Genomic DNA, 14,603 nt, shown 5'->3' with positions numbered 1-14,603 from the left:
GCATAAAGTCAGACAAATTTTCTGGTTTTTCAAAAATACGTATGATAGGAGGCCCATATCGGATTGCGGAACGCGCGGGAGGTTTGAGGGCGTGTTTGTCGAAATGATGCGGCTTCTGCCCGAACGGTTCGCCGATTTCGGCGCGGAACTGACGGCGCAGAAAATACGGTCTTCAGCACCGGGCGCGGTTTCCCGTAGTCTCATCGAGGCGGCGGAGCAGACCCTTGACGAGCCCTGGTCCGTCATTCTGGCGGGCGACTACCGGGAATATAGCCGCACCGGCAATCGCGATCGTTTCGAGGCGCTTTATTTTTCCCGACGACTGAAGCTGAACGCGCTGGTTCTTGGAGAATGCGCCGAGGGGCAGGGCCGCTTTCTCGACGCCATCATCGATGGTCTTTGGCTCATATGCGAAGAGAGCGGCTGGCAATTGCCCGCCCATAATTCCCATATTCGCGGCGGCCCGCGAGATCCTCTGCCCGATCCGCAAAACCCGGTGATCGACCTGTTCGCTGCCGAAACGGGCGCCAATCTCGCTTTGTGCCTGCATTTGCTGGCACCGGAACTGGAAAGGGCAAATGCAAACCTCGTTTCCCGCGTCCGCGCCGAGATCGACCGGCGCATCACCACACCTTATCTCACCCGGCATTTCTGGTGGATGGGGAATGGCGACGAGCGGATGAACAACTGGACGGCCTGGATTACCCAGAACGTCCTTCTCTCGACCCTGCTATTGCCCACCGACCAATCGACGAGGCGTTCGGTCGTGGAAAAGGCACTCAAGAGTCTCGATGCGTTTCAGAAGGATTATGCGGAAGATGGCGCCTGCGAAGAGGGCGTTCTTTATTATGGCCATGCGGCACTTTGCCTGTTCGGGGCGATGAGCATTCTCGAAGTCTCTGCGCCCGGCTCCATGGCGCCGCTCTTTCATGCGCCAAAGCTGCGCAGCATGGCCGAATTCATTCTCAACATGCACGTGGCGGAAGACCGGTTCTTCAACTTCGCCGATGCGCCGGCGAAGGTCGAGACATCCGGCGTGCGGGAATATCTTTTCGGCAAGGCCGTTTCTTCGCCGCCGCTGCAGGCTTTCGCTGCCGCCTGCTGGAACCGCTCACCGGACCGGCTGATGTGCAAGGAGTGGAACCTCTGGTATCGGATTCAGGCAGTGCTCGCCATCCCGGAATTATCCGCGCTTATTCCAGCGGAACCGGCAAAGACCGATATCGCCTATTCCGGTATCGGTCTTGCGATTGCCCGCGACGGGGTCTTCGATCTTGCCGTGAAGGCGGGCAATAATGGCGAGAGCCACAACCACAACGATGTCGGCAGTTTCACGCTTTATAAGAACGGCCGGCCGTTCATCATCGACGTCGGGGTGGAAACCTACACCGCAAAAACCTTCTCGCCGCAACGCTACGACATCTGGACGATGCAATCGGCCTTCCACAATCTGCCGACTTTCGGCGGCGTCATGCAGGCAGCCGGGGCAGAGTTTGCGGCGAGAGATCTTGTGACCGAATTCTCTGAAGATCAGGCGGAAGTCTCTTTCAATATAGCCGGGGCCTATCCCGCCGTGGCGCGTGTTGAGTACTATCGCCGCCGAGTCCGACTGCTGCGTGGCAGCCACGTGGAAGTCCTGGACGACTATCAGGGCGGGCAGGAGGCGGTTCTGTCGCTGATGGTCGCCGAGAAGCCCGCTGTCATGTCGGGTCGGCTGAACTTTGCGGGGCTGGGAGAGATAGCCTGCGAAGGGGCAGGAGAACCCGCCATCGAAGCCATAACAATCAACGATGCCCGCCTTCGCCAGTCCTGGCCACCCGTGATCTATCGCATTCTCATCCCCATCGCAGCCCAGCGTCTGTGCCTGACGATCAGTTAAGGAAGTGCCGATGAAACTTACACTCAAGGTCGTCAATGCGGCGGGTGATGTTCTGGCGGAGGCCGGAGCGGAGGACGAAGCTTTGCTCGTCTATCGCGCAGAATATTGCGAGGGTGACAGGCTTGTCGTCGAGGTTTCACAGCCCGGTCATATCTGGCTTGCACTCGATGCCGGCATGCCGCCGACGCTGGTTTTCCTGCACGGAAACCAATTCATCCTGCCCGTTCCTTCGGCGGCGAAACGCAAATCCTATCCGCCGCAGGCTTTCAGCGGTAACCTTCACCGGATCGCCGCGCGCCGCACACTCGCCGGTGAAATCGGGGTTCGCAGGAATCTGGCCCTCAACCCGTTTGACGATCATGAAAACACCTCGCTGTTTCCGCACGTTTATGCGAGCACGGAAACGCGTGGGGAGGCGGCCTTCGCAGCCCGCAATGTTATCGATGGTGAAAAGGCGAGCGCGGGCCACGGCTTCTGGCCCTATACAAGCTGGGGCATCAACCGCGATCCCGAAGCTTCGCTGACCCTCGTATTCGGCCGCGCAGTCCTCATCGATCAGCTGACTTTTTACCTGCGGGCGGACTTTCCCCATGATGCCTGGTGGGAAAAAGCGAGCGTCACTTTTTCCGACGGCGAAAGCGCGAGCTTTTCCCTGCAAAAAACCGGGGCTGCCCAGAGTTTCCCGGTCGCGCCGCGCCAGGTGGAATGGATCCGTCTGCATGATCTTAAAAAAGCCGACGACCCCTCGCCTTTTCCCGCGCTGACGCAAATCGAGGTCTGGGGAGCGGATCTGCGGGAGGCACCGTAGCGCCTGATTGCGGCTTTCAGAGCACAGAGCGACGACCCGGTTTTACTGAAAACCCTTTAGCTGTGCGCGATGCCGCGCATGTCGCGCATCATGTCGCGGTAGCGGTGCTGGCTACCGCGCAGATGCGCCTGCATCGCCAGCTTCGCGGCCTGTTCGTTCCGGTCCGATATGGCGATGACGATGGCTTCATGTTCCTTGTGGATCAATCGCCGGTAAGCTGTCTGGTCGTTCTCGCCGGTTTCGGAAACCACGCGCGATTGTGGAATCACGGCCTGACCGTGCAGCTCCAGGAACTGTGTGAAAAGCGGATTGTTGGTGGCGGCCGCAATGGCAAGATGCAGCGCCAGATCCGCCTCGCGAATGGAGCGGTTCTCCTCGATACATTGCAGAAGCCGGGCGTGACAGTCGAAAATCGCTTCCTCCTGCGAAGGCGAACGGCGGAGGGCGGCGAGCCCTGCCGCTTCGATTTCGAGCGGCGTCCTGATTTCCAGCACCTCCAGATCGGAAGAGAGCCGGGCGCGGTCGATACCGGGTGTGGGTGACGCGTCTTTTTCACGCTTCAGCACGAAAATGCCCGCCCCCTGACGTACCTCCACCAGCCCGTCGCAGCGTAGCGCCGTCACCGCCTCGCGCACCACGGTGCGGCTGACGCCATGGGTTTCCGTCATCTCGATTTCGCTGGGCAGGCGGTCGCCGGGTCCATATTGCCCGGAGGCAATCGCATTTCTCAGGCTGAGGCTAACTCTGCTGACCAGAGAACCGGAGGATTTGCTGCGCTGTTTTTGCTGTTCAGGCACGTCGGTCACCATGCATTGAAATCGAGGCAGGCGTAGAGCCTGTCAAATATGTATGATGAATTTCAGTAAAACTCAATGATCATACCAATTTTACCCGCCTTCATGCCGACGACGCGCGGTATGGTATTAAAAATCGTCCCGGAGACACTAGGCCGGGCCGGCAAACTGCTCCGTGGAAACGGCATGTAGCGCCCTGCCGGTCCTGAAAAAGCTTTCGATATTGCCGATCGTGGTGTCCCCGATGTTCCTGAGGGCCTCCTGCGTGAAGAAACCCTGATGGCCGGTGACCAGAACATTGGGAAAGGTCAGCAGCCGAGCGAAAACATCGTCGCGCAGCACGTCGTTGGAAAGATCCTCGAAAAAGAGATCGGCCTCTTCTTCATAAACATCGATGCCGAGACTGCCGATTGTGCCGTCTTTCAGACCCGCAATCGCCGCCTGCGTGTCGATGATGGCGCCGCGGCTGGTATTGACGAGCATCACGCCCTTTTTCAAAAGCGGCAGCGTCTCCCGGCGAATGAGGTGACGGGTCTCCGGTGTAAGCGGGCACATCAGCGCCAGAATGTCCGATGTCCGAAACAGTTCCTCGCGCGTGACGTAGACCATGCCCAGTGCTTCGCAATCCGGATTTGGCCGTACGTCATGGCCAACGAGACGGCAGCCGAAGCCGGCCGCAATGCGCGCGAAAATCGCTCCGATCTTACCCGTGCCGACAATGCCGACCGTCTTGCCGTGAAGATCAAAGCCGAGAAGGCCATCGAGGGCGAAGTTTCCTTCGCGGACACGGTTATAGGCACGATGAATCTTACGGTTGAGCGACAGGATGAGCGCCATGGTGTGTTCGGCGACCGCATAGGGCGAATAGGCCGGCACGCGCCCAACCGTCAGGCCGAGCTTTTCGGCGGCGGCGAGATCGACCTGATTGAAACCGGCGCAGCGCAGGGCGATGAGCCGGATACCCATTTCCGCCAGCTTTTCAAGCACTGGCCGCGACAGGTCGTCATTTACAAAGGCGCAGATGGCCGCCGCTCCCTCCGCCAGCGCCACTGTCTCGAGAGACAGGCGTGCTTCGCAATATCGCATCCGCATGCCAGCATGGGCGGCAGCGTCAAGGAACTGCCTGTCATAGGGTTTGGCGCTGTAGACCACGATCCGCATCTGTTTCTCCAGTCTCCAAACAAAAGCTGCCGTTACAGTGCGACGCGTCCGGCAGGTGGCTTAGCTACGAAGGCCCGGTGCTTCCTGTCCCGTGCTTTCCACATATTCGGTATAGCCGCCGCCATATTGGTGGATGCCATCGGGCGTCAGTTCCAGCACCCGGTTGGAAAGCGCGGCGAGGAAATGGCGGTCGTGCGAAACGAACAGCATCGTGCCCTCATAATCCGACAGGGCCTTGATCAGCATTTCCTTGGTGTCGAGATCGAGATGGTTGGTCGGCTCGTCCAGCACGAGGAAGTTCGGCGGATCGAACAGCATGGCGGCCATGACGAGACGGGCCTTTTCGCCGCCGGAAAGAACACGGCAGCGTTTTTCCACGTCGTCGCCGGAAAAGCCGAAACAGCCGGCAAGGGCGCGCAACGGCGCCTGCCCCGCCTTCGGAAAACGCTCCTCCAGCCATTCGAGAATGGTGCTGTCGCCATCCAGAACATCCATGGCGTGCTGGGCGAAATAGCCGAGCTTGACGCTGGCGCCGAGCGTGACATTGCCGGAATCCGGTTCCGTCGTGCCGGTCACCAGCTTCAGCAGCGTCGATTTTCCAGCGCCGTTGACGCCCATGATGCACCAGCGTTCCTTGCGCCGCACCATGAAATCGAGCTCGCCATAGATCGTGCGGCTGCCATAGGCCTTGTTTACCTTCTTCAGCGCCACGACATCCTCGCCTGACCGGGGCGCCGGCGCGAATTCGAAAGCCACCGTCTGACGCCGTTTTGGCGGCTCGACGCGGTCGATCTTCTCGAGTTTCTTCACGCGGCTCTGAACCTGCGAGGCGTGCGAAGCGCGGGCCTTGAAGCGTTCGATGAACTTGATTTCCTTGGCAAGCATGGCCTGCTGGCGTTCGAACTGCGCCTGCTGCTGTTTTTCGTTCTGCGCGCGCTGCTGTTCGTAAAAGCCGTAGTCACCGGAATAGGTGGTGAGATTGCCGGCATCGATTTCGATGATTTTGGTGACGATGCGGTTCATGAATTCGCGGTCGTGCGAGGTCATCAGCAAAGCGCCGTCGTAGTTTTTCAGGAAATCCTCGAGCCAGATCAGGCTTTCGAGATCGAGATGGTTCGACGGTTCGTCGAGGAGCATCACGTCCGGGCGCATCAACAGGATACGGGCGAGCGCCACGCGCATCTTCCAGCCGCCGGAAAGCTTGGAAACATCGCCGTCCATCATCTCCTGGCTGAAGCTCAACCCGTCCAGCACTTCGCGCGCACGGCCTTCCAGCGCGTAGCCGTCCAGTTCCTCATAACGCGCCTGCACTTCGCCGTAACGTTCGATGATGGCGTCCATCTCGTCCATCCGGTCGGGATCGGACATGGCGGCTTCCAGTTCCCGAAGCTCCGCCGCCACTTCGCTGACCGGGCCTGCACCTTCCATGACTTCCGCGACGGCCGAGCGGCCGGACATTTCACCGACATCCTGATCGAAATAACCGACCGTCATGCCCTTTTCGACGACGACCTGGCCCTCGTCGGGCTGCTCTTCGCCGGTGATCATCCGGAACAGCGTGGTCTTGCCGGCACCGTTCGGGCCGACAAGGCCGATCTTCTCGCCGCGATTGAGCGCGGCGGAGGCCTCGATATAGAGAATGCGGTGACTGTTCGACTTGCTGATGTTTTCGATGCGGATCATGACAGGGCCTGTGAATGGGAGCGGCCCTCCTATGCCACGGGCCGCCGCCGCTGTCACCTGCCGTGCATGTCTTGTCAGCCATGCAGCCGACAAGACGCTCCAGAAACAGATCAGTTGGTGAGCGTGGCTATGCTGCCGGCAGCCTTGCGGGCGATTTCGCCAAAGGCAGTGACGATCTGCTCCATGTTTTCCGGCGCGTAATAATTGTCGAGGCTGGATGCGCAATATTGCAACAGCGACTTGCCCTTGTCCGGCGCCATGAAGGCGACGCTGAAAATCTTGATTCCGTCTTTCTTGGCGGTCTCGCAGGTGGTGCGCACGGACTGGTCGATGCTGGAGTTCCACGAGGCGCTGTTGCCCGTCATTTCACCGTCGGTCATGAGAACAATGTAGCGCTCGAACGATTCACTGCCTTTGTCCTTGTGTGCTTTCGCTTCGTCGGTGTTGGATTTTTTAAGGGTGTTATAGGCGGCGTTCAGGCTGCTGCGGGCATCCGTGCCGCCGGAGGGAAATTCCGGGATCTGTTTGTTGACATAGCTGGCGACACTGCCCGTACCCCAGCTGATGGGCTGAGCAGCATATGTCTCGTGCGTATAGACCGAGGCACCGGTACGGACGAGTTCTGAACCGCCGTTGGCCGTGTAGGTCGGATCAGCCTTGTTCAATGTTGCGACAAGGAACCCGACGGCGGTTTTGAGCGACGTGGCCTTGTTGACATAGCAGGGACTGGATGTGGCCTTCGCTTCGCTGGTACCCCAATTGTCAGCCGTATAAACCGGGCACGATTTTTTCGCGGTATTGATGGTATCCGTCTTGAATGACATCGAACCGGAACGATCAAGCGCCAGATACATGGAGATCGGTGCGCCCTTGTTGACGGTGCTCTTCGCGGTGCCCGTTACCGAAAGATCGAGTGTTTTTGCGCCAATGAACCCAAGCAGCGGATTAAGCTGTACGCGGTGGTTTATCGTGGTCTCGACGGTGTAGGTTTTGCCGCGGGCATTTTCCGTCTTCGTGATATTGGTCGGAGAATTCTGCTCCAGTTCCTTTTTCTCTTCCTCGGTCAGGTTCTTTTCCATCTGGGCCGCGATGAAGTTCTTGGCGATTTCCTTGATCTGCTCGTCCGTCAGGTCGCCCATTTTCAAACGGGCCTCGGTCGCTGCTGCAAGGGCTGCCGAATCCGCGGTATTCTGCATATCCGCTTTCACCTGCATCACATTCGCCAACTCCATGCCGGCGCCGGCAAAACCCAGCAACACCGGCAGCAGAATGGCCGTCATCATGCCGAAATTGCCGCTGGTATCGGCAAGAAAACGGCGCTTCGGTTTTTGATGTGCGGAGGCGGTCATGACGGGCTCACGGATTAGAATATTCGACTGAGCACAGAGAAGCCGCAAACGATGTAAAATCCGCTAACGTGATCGGTTCAATTTTACGCATCGATCAAATTGGAGCAGTTTTCGAAGTATTTTCAAGAATTGTTTGGCGCGATGGCCGCAATAATACACATCGCGTCATTATTGGACGGGGATGACGTCGACAGCCTGCTTTATCTGCTGGTTGCCATAGCTCTTCAAGACACCGATCACGGGGGCGACGTCGGAATAATCCCGGCCGTAACCGACGACGATATGGTCGCTTCCGGCGACGATATCATTGGTGGGATCGAGTTCCAGATAACCGGCTGCTTCTCCGCACCAGACGCGAACCCAGGCATGCATTGCATCGGCGCCTTCAAGCCGTTCCTTGCCCGGTGGCGGAATGGTGCGCAGGAAACCGCTGACATAACCAGCGGGAATGCCGAGGCTGCGCAGCGCCATGATCATGATATGCGAAAAATCCTGGCACACGCCGCGCTTCAGCTTGAAGGCTTCCGATGGCGTCGTGTCGACGGTCGTCGCTTCGCCGTCATAGGTAAAGTCCTTATGGATGCGTTTGCACAGAGAGCGCGCGATTTCGCGAATGGTCATTCCCGGTTTCAGCAATTCCCGGGCATAGGCGGATATCGCCGCATCCATTCCGATCCTGGGGCTCGCGCCGATGAAGTGGTGCGGCGACTGGAAATCGAGCGACCAGACATCGGCCAGGTCCTGCGGCAGGCGGGAAAGCTCGGGCGAAAAATCCGCCGTCAGCGCCGGAGCCTCCACCATCACGCGGGCCTGCATGCGGATATCCAGCTTTTCATGCGGCGCGCGCAGATGCACTGACGTGGCCGATTGATGAAAGAAATCCTCGAAGGTGGCACGTTCTTCCGGCACCGGCGAAACATCGATGGAGCCGGCGACAAGCCGCTGCCGGCCGGGGATGGAGAGCGGCAGGACGCGGATGATGTGGCGCGCGCCGTGGGCCAGCGTGTCGTAGGTGTAACCCATATGCAGGGAAAGATCGTAAAGCATAGGATTATCCGAGATAGGTCCGGGCCAGAACATCGGAGAGATGTTCCATGTCGGTTTCGAGCTGGCGATAGATCGCGCCGTTCATGTTTTCCGGCGTCATCACCGCAAGTCCGGAATGCAGACGCATCGCCTCGCGGTAGAAGGGCGACATCTGGCCGTTGACGAAGGCATTCGGCAGTTGCTCCACCTCGGTGCGGATCTCGTTCAGCTGGAACAGGATCGAGCGGGGATTGAGCGGGTCGAGCGCCAGAAGGTCGGTCACGGTCAGGCCGGCCGTATTGACGTTGTAGCGGCGGCGATGGGTCATGACGCTGTCGCCGATTTCGAGCAGCATGTCGTAGGATCCATCTGGCGCATCGGGCCCCGTCATATGACCGAGAAGCCGCGTCATATGCAGGCCGCGTTCGAGATAACGGCCGATGGACAGAAAACGCCAGCCGGTGAAGCGATACATGTTTTCGTGCACGAGGCCGGCAAAGCCCGCAAGCTTGCGTAAAAGGATCGTCATGGCATGGGTGGCGTCATCGCCAGGGGCCACTTTCGCGTGGAAACGGCGGGCGGTCTTGGCAAGGTCGTTCAGCGCCAGCCACCCGTCAGGCGAAAAGCGGTCGCGGATATTGCTGGCGGAATAAAGCGCGCTGTTGATGTTGTTCAGCAGGCTTTCCGGCACGGCATCGTTCATCTCCACATCGAGCGCTTCGAGATAGCGTGTCACATGCGCGAGCAGAGGCTGGCGCGGATCAGCGGATTCGGCATAACGCCCGTGCCAGGCGCGCAGGATGCGCAGGGCGCCTTCCGAACGCTCGATATAACGGCCGAGCCAGAAGAGATTGTCGGCTGCGCGGCTCGGCAGGCTGCCCGGCATATTGCGGGTAAAGCTTTCTTCCGCCGGCAGTAGCGTGGTGCGTTCCACCGGCTTGTCGCTGACGATCCATACATCCGCAGCGCTTCCGCCCGATTGCATGGCGATGGCGGAGACATCGTTGCTGCTGCCGATACGGGCAAAGCCGCCGGGCATGATCTGCCAGCCATCCTGGGTGCGCGCGGCAAAAACGCGAAGGCTCATCGGGCGCGGCACGAGCTTGTTGTCGATATAGGCCGGGGTTGTCGAAAGCGTCACCACTTCCTGTCCCACCAGCCTGTGGCCGTCGGAGGCAAGCCAGTCGCTGATCGATTCCTTCGCCGTTTCGCGCAGCGACGAGCCGAGCACGGATTGACCGTTATCGTCGAAGAAGGGAAGCCGGGAATAAGCCGGGCCGATGACCATGCCTTCGATATTGCCGGCGACATGGCGGCGTTCCGATTCCTGCCCGCACCACCAGGTGGCAATCGATGGCAGTTTCAGCTCCTCGCCCAGAATGTGGCGGCAGATGCGCGGCATGAAGGCGAGCAGCGCCCGCGTCTCGAGAATGCCGCTGCCGAGCGCATTGACGACGGTGAGCGCCTCATTGCGCAGCGCCTGCACCATGCCCGGCGTGCCGATATGGGATTGCTGGTTCAGTTCCAGCGGATCGGAATAGGAGGCGTCGAGACGCCGCCAGAGAACGCCAACCGGTTTCAGTCCCGCTACGGTTCTGACCATGACGCGGCCGTTGACGACAGTGAGGTCTTCGCCTTCCAGCAGCATGAAGCCGAGATAACGTGCGATATAGGCGTGTTCGAAATAGGTTTCGTTGGCGGGGCCGGGCGTCAACACGGCGATCCGGTCGTCGGGGTGCTTTCTTTGCGCCTGCAGCGTGTCGCGGAAAGCGCCGAAGAACGAGGCCAGACGGTGCACATGGGTTTCGGCATAGATATCGGAAAGTGCACGGGTGGTGGCCACCCGGTTTTCGAGTGCGAAACCCGCACCGGAAGGCGCCTGTGTCCGGTCGGCCAGCACCCACCAGTTGCCGTCAGGTCCGCGCCCGATCTCGAAGGAACAGAAATGCAGATAATGGCCGCTTGCCGGTTTCACGCCGACCATGGGCCGCAGATATTCCGGATTGGAGACGATCAGGGCCGGGGGTACGAAACCTTCCTTGACCAGCCGGTTTTCGCCGTAAAAATCGGCGACCATGGCTTCCAGAAGATTGGCGCGCTGTTTCAGCCCCTCGGAAAGAACCGCCCACTCCCTGTCGTCGATCAGGACCGGAATATGGGAGATTGGCCAGTTTCTTTCACTGCTGCCCTTGCCGTAATCGCGGTAGAACACGCCGGCATCGCGCAGATAGCGGTCAGTGCGGGCAAAGCGTTCGTGCAATTCCCGTTCCGACATGCGCGACAGGGCGTCGAGCAGGGTCTTCCAGACCGGCCTGACCTTGCCGTTGGTATCGAGCATTTCGTCGGCAACGCCCGGCAAGGGGGAATATTCAAGCCCGCGCGGTTGCGCGCTCGTTTCCGTCTTGCGTTCCGTTGCCGGGGCTTTGGACAATTTACACTCCGTAAGGCCGACGCAGATCGAGCGTCAGCGGAAATTCTGGCGACATGGTTTCCGCCTGTAGCGGATATTGCCCTGCCGTATGTCCCCATGGTTCGAAACGGGCGAGGCGGCGTGCCTCGGCCTCATTGCCGTTGACGGGAAAGGTCTCGTAATTGCGCCCGCCCGGATGAGCAACATGGTAGATGCATCCGCCGATCGATCGCCTCGACCATGTATCATAAATGTCAAAGGTCAAGGGTGAATTGACGGGCAGAACGGGATGCAGGCCGGAAGCGGGCTGCCATGCCTTGAAGCGAACGCCGGCGACTGCGACGCTGCGGTTTTCGGTCGGGGTCAGCGGAACGGCGCGGCCGTTGCATGCCACCGCGTAACGGGCGGGGTTGGAGGTTTCCAGCCGCACCTGCAGGCGCTCGACGGAGCTGTCGACATAACGCACGGTTCCGCCGATGGCGCCCTGTTCGCCCATCACATGCCAGGGCTCCAGCGCCTGGCGCAATTCCAGCTTCGCGCCCTCATATTCCACTTCCCCGAAGAAGGGGAAACGGAATTCCTGCTGGGCGGTGAACCATTCCGGCTTGAGGTCGAAACCGTTTTCCCTGAGGTCGGCAAGCACGTCGAGGAAATCCGCCCAGATATAATGCGGCAGCATGAAGCGGTCGGCGAGCGCCGTACCCCAGCGCACGAATTTGCCGGCGGCCGGGTTTTTCCAGAAGCGGGCGATGAGGGCGCGCACCAGCAATTGCTGGGCGAGCGACATGCGCGCGTTGGGCGGCATTTCGAAACCGCGGAATTCCACAAGGCCAAGGCGACCGGTGGGCCCGTCAGGCGAAAACAGCTTGTCGATGCAGATTTCGGCGCGATGGGTATTGCCCGTCACATCCGTCAGAAGATTGCGGAACAGCCGGTCGACCAGCCATGGCAGCGGCGGCACGCCTTCTCCGGGGGCCGGCACCTGCGCAAGCGCGATCTCCAGCTCGTAGAGACTGTCGTGGCGGGCTTCGTCGATACGCGGCGCCTGGCTCGTCGGGCCGATGAAGAGGCCTGAGAAGAGATAGGAGAGCGAGGGGTGCCGCTGCCAGTGCAGAACGAGGCTTTTGAGAAGATCGGGCCGGCGCAGGAACGGGCTGTCATTGGGGTTGGCGCCGCCCACGACCACATGGTTGCCGCCGCCGGTGCCGGTGTGGCGGCCGTCGATCATGAACTTGTCGGCGCCGAGACGCGACTGACGCGCTTCCTCATAAACAGCCGTGGTGATGTCGACGCAATCCTTCCAGCCCGCGGCGGGATGGATGTTGACCTCGATGACGCCGGGATCGGGTGCAACGCGGATGACATTGACGCGCTCGTCATGCGGCGGCGCATAGCCCTCGATATGGACGGGCAAGCCAAGATCGGCGGCTGCCGCTTCCGCTGCTGCTATCAGTTCGAGATAGTCCTCGATGCGCTCGACCGGCGGCATGAAGACGCAGAGCCTTCCGTCACGCGGTTCCACCGACATGGCGGTGCGCACCGCGCCGCCGATTTCGCCGAGCGTCTGTTCGATGCGCTCCTGCCCCGGGGCTTCGCTGGCATGGAAGGAGGCTTCGGGCATGGCGCGGCCCGATGGCGTCAGCACATCGGGAAGCGGACCGCGGGGGATCGAAGGATCGGCTTCATGAATATAGGGATAGGCGGATGGCGGCACATAGGGCAGAGTGCCGAGCGGCAGGCGGTAACCCACCGGGCTGTCACCCGGAACCAGGAATATTTTACCGCGCCGCGTCTTCCATTTTTCGCTGATCCAGCGCTTGCCGGCGGCGCGCGCATTCCACGCCTGAACGGGAAGAATATAACCGGTCGGTGTCGTCAGTCCCCGTTCGAAGACGCGGGCCATGCGGTTTCGCTCCTCCGGGTCTTTCAGCTTGGAATTGGACGGGTCGACATTGTCGGGAAGGCTGCCTTCCTTGATGATCCATTCGGCCGGATCCTCATAGGCCGGCAGCACCAGTTCCGGCTCGATGCCGAGATGGGAGGCTATACCGCCCAGCAGTTTTTGCGCATCTTCCGCCTTGACGTCTGTATTTGCGCCCTCCTCGGCGATCAGCGCCGGGTTCTGCCAGATCGGCAGGCCGTCCTTGCGCCAATAGAGCGAGAAGGTCCAGCGCGGCAGGCTTTCGCCCGGATACCATTTTCCCTGCCCGTAATGTAGAAAGCCGCCCGGTGCGAAACGTTCACGCAGGCGGCGGATCAGGGCATCGGCCTTTTCACGCTTTGTCGGTCCGACCGCGCCGGTGTTCCATTCGTCGGATTCGAAATCGTCGATGGAAACGAAGGTCGGTTCGCCGCCCATGGTCAACCGGACATCATGGCTGTTCAGAACGTCATCGACCTCCCGACCGAGCGCGTTGAGTTCCTCCCAGCTTTCATCCGAAAAAGGTTTGGTGATGCGCGGCGTTTCGGCAACCCGCCGGACCTGCATGTCGAAGGCGAATTCCGTATTGGCATGGCCGTAATAACCGCCGGAAATCGGCGCCGCATTGCGGTAATGCGGCGTTGCTGCCAGCGGAATATGGCTCTCGCCCGTCAGAAGTCCCGAGGTGGGGTCAAGGCCGATCCAGCCCGCGCCGGGCATATAGACTTCGGCCCAGGCATGCAGATCGGTAAAATCCACTTCGGTGCCGGATGGGCCATCCAGCGCTTTGAGATCGGGGGTGAGCTGAATGAGATATCCCGACACGAAACGGGCGGCGAGGCCAAGATGCCGCAGAACCTGCACGAGCAGCCAGCTGGTATCGCGGCAGGACCCCTTGCCGGAAGCAAGCGTCTCCTCCGGCGTCTGGACGCCCGGTTCCATGCGGATGACGTAACCGATCTCCTGTTGCAGGCGGGCATTGAGGCCAACGACCATATCCACCGTCTGCTGCCCCGGCGTGCGGTCGACGGTGGCCATAAAGGCGGCAAGCAGCGGGCCTGTCGGCTCCGGCTTCATGTAGATGGAGAGATCGTCGCGCAATTCCTGCGGATAGTCGAAGGGCCACTTTGTCGCCTCTTCCTCCACAAAGAAATCGAACGGATTGTAAACCGTCATATCGGCGACAAGATCGACCTCGATCTTAAATTCCGTCGCGGGCTCGGGAAAAACGAAGCGGGCGAGGTAATTGCCGTAGGGATCCTGCTGAAGGTTCACGAAGTGATTGGAGGGCGAAACCTTGAGCGAATGGCTGATAACACGGGTTCTGGAGTGCGAGGCGGGCTTTAATCTTATGATCTGTGGTCCAAGGCGAACCGGATTGTCGTATTTATAATGCGTCAGATGATAGATGCTCGCTTTGATCGCCATTAATCTGCCTTGCCCGGTTTTCCGGCTTATGCGGTTTGTCCGCCCCTCTGAAATTATTCGGATTTTGTGCAATGCAGGAAAAGAAAGCAAGGATCATTTCCGGGGGCAACCGCATTGTTGGTCGAGGTCGCGATATTTGCCCGC

At 60.0% G+C, this 14,603-nt stretch carries 9 protein-coding genes; 2 read left to right on the top strand and 7 right to left on the bottom strand.

Annotated elements, in window-relative coordinates; genetic code table 11:
* Positions 1–91: 91 nt before the first annotated feature.
* On the top strand, positions 92–1,879 hold the full coding sequence (locus tag AGR7B_RS18485; RefSeq protein ID WP_080857539.1) for a heparinase II/III domain-containing protein: 1,788 nt from the start codon (positions 92–94) through the stop codon (positions 1,877–1,879).
* A gap of 10 nt (positions 1,880–1,889) precedes the next feature.
* Complete coding sequence (locus AGR7B_RS18480; protein ID WP_080857538.1) at positions 1,890–2,687, top strand: carbohydrate-binding protein; 798 nt, start codon at positions 1,890–1,892, stop codon at positions 2,685–2,687.
* A gap of 56 nt (positions 2,688–2,743) precedes the next feature.
* Here the strand turns inward: AGR7B_RS18480 and AGR7B_RS18475 are convergent, their stop codons facing one another.
* The 7 genes from AGR7B_RS18475 to AGR7B_RS18445 all read right to left on the bottom strand — a co-directional run bounded on the left by AGR7B_RS18475 (position 2,744) and on the right by AGR7B_RS18445 (position 14,459).
* The gene (locus tag AGR7B_RS18475) at positions 2,744–3,496 is read right to left on the bottom strand and encodes a FadR/GntR family transcriptional regulator (RefSeq protein ID WP_080819594.1); all 753 of its coding nucleotides are present in this window, start codon (positions 3,494–3,496) and stop codon (positions 2,744–2,746) included.
* A 135-nt stretch (positions 3,497–3,631) separates the two neighbouring features.
* Complete coding sequence (locus tag AGR7B_RS18470; RefSeq protein WP_080857537.1) at positions 3,632–4,642, bottom strand: 2-hydroxyacid dehydrogenase; 1,011 nt, start codon at positions 4,640–4,642, stop codon at positions 3,632–3,634.
* A gap of 60 nt (positions 4,643–4,702) precedes the next feature.
* Positions 4,703–6,325: an ABC-F family ATP-binding cassette domain-containing protein gene (locus AGR7B_RS18465; protein ID WP_065656597.1), complete on the bottom strand. Its 1,623-nt coding sequence runs from the start codon at positions 6,323–6,325 to the stop codon at positions 4,703–4,705.
* A gap of 110 nt (positions 6,326–6,435) precedes the next feature.
* Positions 6,436–7,674: a vWA domain-containing protein gene (locus AGR7B_RS18460; protein ID WP_080857536.1), complete on the bottom strand. Its 1,239-nt coding sequence runs from the start codon at positions 7,672–7,674 to the stop codon at positions 6,436–6,438.
* Positions 7,675–7,842: 168 nt separating this feature from the next.
* Complete coding sequence (locus tag AGR7B_RS18455) at positions 7,843–8,721, bottom strand: transglutaminase family protein (protein ID WP_065656595.1); 879 nt, start codon at positions 8,719–8,721, stop codon at positions 7,843–7,845.
* Positions 8,722–8,725: 4 nt separating this feature from the next.
* Positions 8,726–11,131, bottom strand: coding sequence for a circularly permuted type 2 ATP-grasp protein (locus tag AGR7B_RS18450; RefSeq protein WP_080857535.1), 2,406 nt, complete (start codon positions 11,129–11,131; stop codon positions 8,726–8,728).
* Position 11,132: 1 nt separating this feature from the next.
* Positions 11,133–14,459 (bottom strand): transglutaminase family protein, encoded by a 3,327-nt coding sequence (locus AGR7B_RS18445; protein WP_080857534.1) that lies wholly within the window; start codon positions 14,457–14,459, stop codon positions 11,133–11,135.
* Between the last annotated feature and the right edge of the window lie 144 nt (positions 14,460–14,603).

This window comes from Agrobacterium deltaense RV3, from assembly GCF_900013505.1.
In the GTDB taxonomy this organism is placed as follows: Bacteria; Pseudomonadota; Alphaproteobacteria; order Rhizobiales; family Rhizobiaceae; genus Agrobacterium; species Agrobacterium leguminum.
Note: the sequence above shows the minus strand (reverse complement) of the source record. Positions and strands in the feature narration are given on the sequence as shown.

What these genes read in the sequence shown, in the direction of transcription:
- AGR7B_RS18460 (WP_080857536.1), bottom strand. Translation starts at nt 7,674, where the DNA reads ATGACCGCCTCCGCACATCAAAAACCGAAGCGCCGTTTTCTTGCCGAT.
- AGR7B_RS18475 (WP_080819594.1), bottom strand. Translation starts at nt 3,496, where the DNA reads ATGGTGACCGACGTGCCTGAACAGCAAAAACAGCGCAGCAAATCCTCC.
- AGR7B_RS18465 (WP_065656597.1), bottom strand. Translation starts at nt 6,325, where the DNA reads ATGATCCGCATCGAAAACATCAGCAAGTCGAACAGTCACCGCATTCTC.
- AGR7B_RS18455 (WP_065656595.1), bottom strand. Translation starts at nt 8,721, where the DNA reads ATGCTTTACGATCTTTCCCTGCATATGGGTTACACCTACGACACGCTG.
- AGR7B_RS18470 (WP_080857537.1), bottom strand. Translation starts at nt 4,642, where the DNA reads ATGCGGATCGTGGTCTACAGCGCCAAACCCTATGACAGGCAGTTCCTT.
- AGR7B_RS18480 (WP_080857538.1), top strand. Translation starts at nt 1,890, where the DNA reads ATGAAACTTACACTCAAGGTCGTCAATGCGGCGGGTGATGTTCTGGCG.
- AGR7B_RS18445 (WP_080857534.1), bottom strand. Translation starts at nt 14,459, where the DNA reads ATGGCGATCAAAGCGAGCATCTATCATCTGACGCATTATAAATACGAC.